General features: G+C 49.2%; 2 protein-coding genes and 1 pseudogene. All 3 read left to right on the top strand.

Features of this window, described 5'->3' with window-relative positions; translation table 11 throughout:
* Positions 1–2,304, top strand: a 2,304-nt coding sequence (locus tag PsW74_RS22935) for a hypothetical protein (RefSeq protein ID WP_206599955.1), incomplete at its 5' end; no start/stop codon positions are given.
* 140 nt (positions 2,305–2,444) lie between these two features.
* Entirely contained in the window at positions 2,445–3,383 is a 939-nt protein-coding gene (locus tag PsW74_RS22930) for an ATPase, T2SS/T4P/T4SS family (RefSeq protein WP_063290518.1), read from the top strand.
* Positions 3,383–3,684, top strand: a pseudogene (locus tag PsW74_RS22925) (conjugal transfer protein TraG); the annotation flags it as partial. The gene PsW74_RS22930 and the pseudogene PsW74_RS22925, both read left to right, overlap by 1 nt.

The raw sequence follows: 3,684 nt of genomic DNA, 5'->3' as shown, positions 1-3,684 counted from the left end.
AATGCAGAAAACTTCTCGTCGCAGTTTGATGTTGAAGAGGATGTGATCAATCCGGAAGAAACACTTGATGTATCGGGCAACGAGGAAGAGCTGATTGCAGCGCTCACAAAGCTTAATATGCAAGAAGAGCCGAAAGAGGACAAAGAAAAGGAAGACAAGGAAGAAGACGAAAAGTACGAAGATGTAGCACGTAACGAGAATGGTGGTTCCGGGTCAAGCTCAGATTCGTCCGGAGGTGGAGACACACCTGGTCAGAGCGGTTATGAGACGCCGGAGCGCAAGGAAGTTGAAGCCGAGGAAGCTCCTGAAGAAGATCCGGAAGAGGTGCGTCTCACCTTTGATGGCTGTTCTCCAGTCATCGACCGAAACCAAGGACAAGTACGTGTTCAGTCCAAGACACAAACCTTGAAAAAGGGTGTTGTGGTTGAAGAAAGTGCATGTTCTGACAGTGGTACAAACTTCACGATCCAAAAGAGCGCTGCAACGTGTGATGACAAGATCGATGTAAATGCTCGCATCGCAAAGCCGCAGTACCTCGAATATTACATCAACAGCAAGCAGGAGCGTATTCAGCTTTCTGACTGTCAGCCTGACCCAGATACAACATTCTCAATTACAGAGGATGATAGCTGCCCAATTGATATCGATTTGGAAGCGGGTATGGCTTACATCGAGACCCAAATGGTCTACACCGATGGCAACAACAACCTGCAGACAGTGCGGACGTGTGAGCGATCAGATTTTTACCAGCCAATCAAGATGGCGCAGGTAACAGATGGATGTAACGTCCGTCATGATTTCGGCAATAAACTTTCAACCGAAATGGCAATGTGGATCTACGAGAAGGATGATCAGTTCTATCAGGCCTCCCCATGTACGGTGACAGAAAACACCTTCCCGCATGAAAAGGTATTTAAGAAGAACGGCGTTGATATTTGTCAGATCATGGTGGATTTGACGGGACGCAGGGCTATTCCTCAGTACCGCACGGAAATTGTTGTAAGTGGTGCTGCGCAATACATCGATCAGTGTACGCCAGATTCAACCGCTTCCATTGAGATCAAGTCCACTACGGAAGGCTGCATCAATCCGGCTGAGTTCAATCACGATATTGCAGCTGGTGTGTCGTATGGCCTGGAGCGATTCTACTATGAGAATCCGAACAGGGTTTATGTCAGTGCGTGTCAGCAAAGCGGAACTGCATACGTACACAACGTTGAAGTTTCTTCCTGGAAGCACGACGACGAGAAAAAAGTGGCCCAGCCTCTTTCTGATGTGTCGATCAATGTGGCCGGTCAGGTCTATCCACTGGCATCAAACATGCTGCTGCCTGGAGCACCTGAAGTTGCTTACACCAAGATGGAAACGGAATCCGAGCAGGTTGCATCAGGGCGCTATTTTGAGGGTTGCTATGCCTTTATCCCGACTAAGCTGACAGATGTTTTTGAGCGTCCGGACAGCACCCGCTTGGAGGTCCCATTGGGGGATGGGGAAGTCTTTGAGGAAGGCTATCAGTGCAAGCCAACCATTGAAGGGTGTATCAGTCCAGCAGACTTTACGCATGATTTCACTGCTGGCGTGTCTACCGGACTGGAGCGTTTTTATTACACCAATCCAGACAGGATCTATGTGGGTAGCTGCCAGAAGAGCGATACGAATTATACGCATATCGCTGAGACATCTTCCTGGAAATATGATGATCCCAAGCGCAAAGCACGGCCACTGTCTGACGTTTCGATCAGAGTTGATGGCTTAAGTTACACCATTGCAACTAAGAAGCTTCTGCCTGGCGCACAATACGTTGCTTACAAGAAGAAGAGTGTTGAAGAAGATGAAGACACCTCAGAGCGTTATTATGACGGATGTAATGCGATGGTTCCTGTCAAGCGTAAACAAGCTTATGAACGGCCAGATGGAAGCAAGCATTATGTGGCTGTCAGCGACGGCACTCCTGTGAATGAAGGTGATCGGTGCACCTATCAGCAGGAGATCGAAGAGCGCTGGGTGAGTGTGTCGTTTACGAGCAACCGTGCAAGTTGGGGCTATTTAGAGGACAAAGATAAGAACAGGGCTTACTCTAACGACGGCCCACATAGAAACGGTCCATACACAGCAACTGGTGCCAAAAGAAGCAATCGTTGCAACACTGCTACATTCACAGCAACCAATCTCTTTAAGACCTATACGCGGGATAAAAAGACTAATCCGGCAGGTGAAGTGTTCTATTCAAAGTGGAAGACGGTTTCACAAAGAAACACGTCTAATACCGTGACCTCAAGAGGGGATGGCGGCGAAGAATGCTGATGAACGTCTAAGTATATGCAAAGGATCTGGCAGGCCGAGGTCATGGATCTGCCAGATCCTCCTTAATTCTTAAAACGCAAGCAACACCAATGGTTTGAAAGTAACTCCCAGAGGCAATCCTCAGGGTGAATGGGTAAGTTATGTCTGATCGACTGATAATGAAGCTTATGGAACCTTTAGCTGAGCTCTACAGCGATCCTAATGTAGTTGAGCTGCGCCAGATGCGGCCTCGAAAAATCATCGTGGAACATCGCAAGTCAGACCTGCAGCAGATAGAGACGCCAAATATCGGCTTCACCGAGATCCGGCGCATGTGTCAGGCGCTTGCCAACTACAACGGCCTGAAGTTTTCCGAAGATACAAATCCAAACCTTTCCGTGTCACTTCCTGAGCGCCATCGTTTTGAGTGCTTGATTGGGCCAAGCACGCAGAACGGCCTTTCCATGGCGGTGCGTTGCAAACATCCCTATGAGGTCAAGTTCGAAGATCTGGGGCTTCGCCAAATGATCATCGACTACATTGGTGAAGCCATGCACAAGCGTTGGAATATTGCGATATCCGGCTCTACCAACACAGGCAAAACAACATTCCTGAACAAACTGCTTGGGCTCTTGCCTGACCAAGAGCGCATTGTGTCGTGCGAAGATACGCCGGAGCTGGAGGTTGAGCGCTTCTGGAATGGATCTGCACTGTTTGCATCGCGTGAGGCTTCACAAGGCGCAGGTCTGAGAACATGGGAGCAGCTCTTCAACCACAAAATGCGTATCTCGCCAGATCGCATCATCTTCTCAGAAATCTCTACCGAAAATGCCTTTCCAGCTTTGAACGCGCTGAACACCGGCGCGAAGGGCTGGATGTGCACCATTCACGCCGACCGCGCTGAAATGGTGGTCGAGCGGTTTCAGAACAACATCGATATGTCCGGCTTGAACCTGACAAAGCCCATCAGCGAGTACTTCGACACGCTGGTAGATGTGATCTTCCATATCACTCGTTTTGACCGCGGTGTGCGTCACGTCACCGATATCTATGAGGTCAAGAACAACCGTTACATCCTCAAAAACGGGAAACTTCAGTGATGCATGTATTCCCACGAGTTGTTGCTCTTGTCTCCATATTTGCCTTCATCGTCGTCACGCTTGCAGGGTGGTATTACACGCTCGCGTTTGATCCCACTGACCCTGAGTGGTGGAAGTGGCTTTATGCCTTTTACATTGAGACCAATGAACTCCCCAATGAGATCCTGATCCCGTTTGGCGGCGGATTTGTCGCCATGATCATCATCATGATTGTCGGCCGCATTCTTATGGAGCGAGCCTCCAGTTCAACAATCTCCGGAGAACATGAATCTGCTTCCCTTCATGGGTCAGCGCGTTTTGC

Source organism: Pseudovibrio sp. W74, from assembly GCF_001623085.1.
Classification (GTDB): Bacteria; Pseudomonadota; Alphaproteobacteria; order Rhizobiales; family Stappiaceae; genus Pseudovibrio.
The sequence above is the reverse complement of the archived record's forward strand: the minus strand, read 5'-3'. Positions and strand labels throughout refer to the sequence as shown.

Bases quoted from the DNA above. Each gene is read 5' to 3' on its own strand.
- PsW74_RS22930 (WP_063290518.1), top strand. From the start codon at position 2,445: ATGTCTGATCGACTGATAATGAAGCTTATGGAACCTTTAGCTGAGCTC.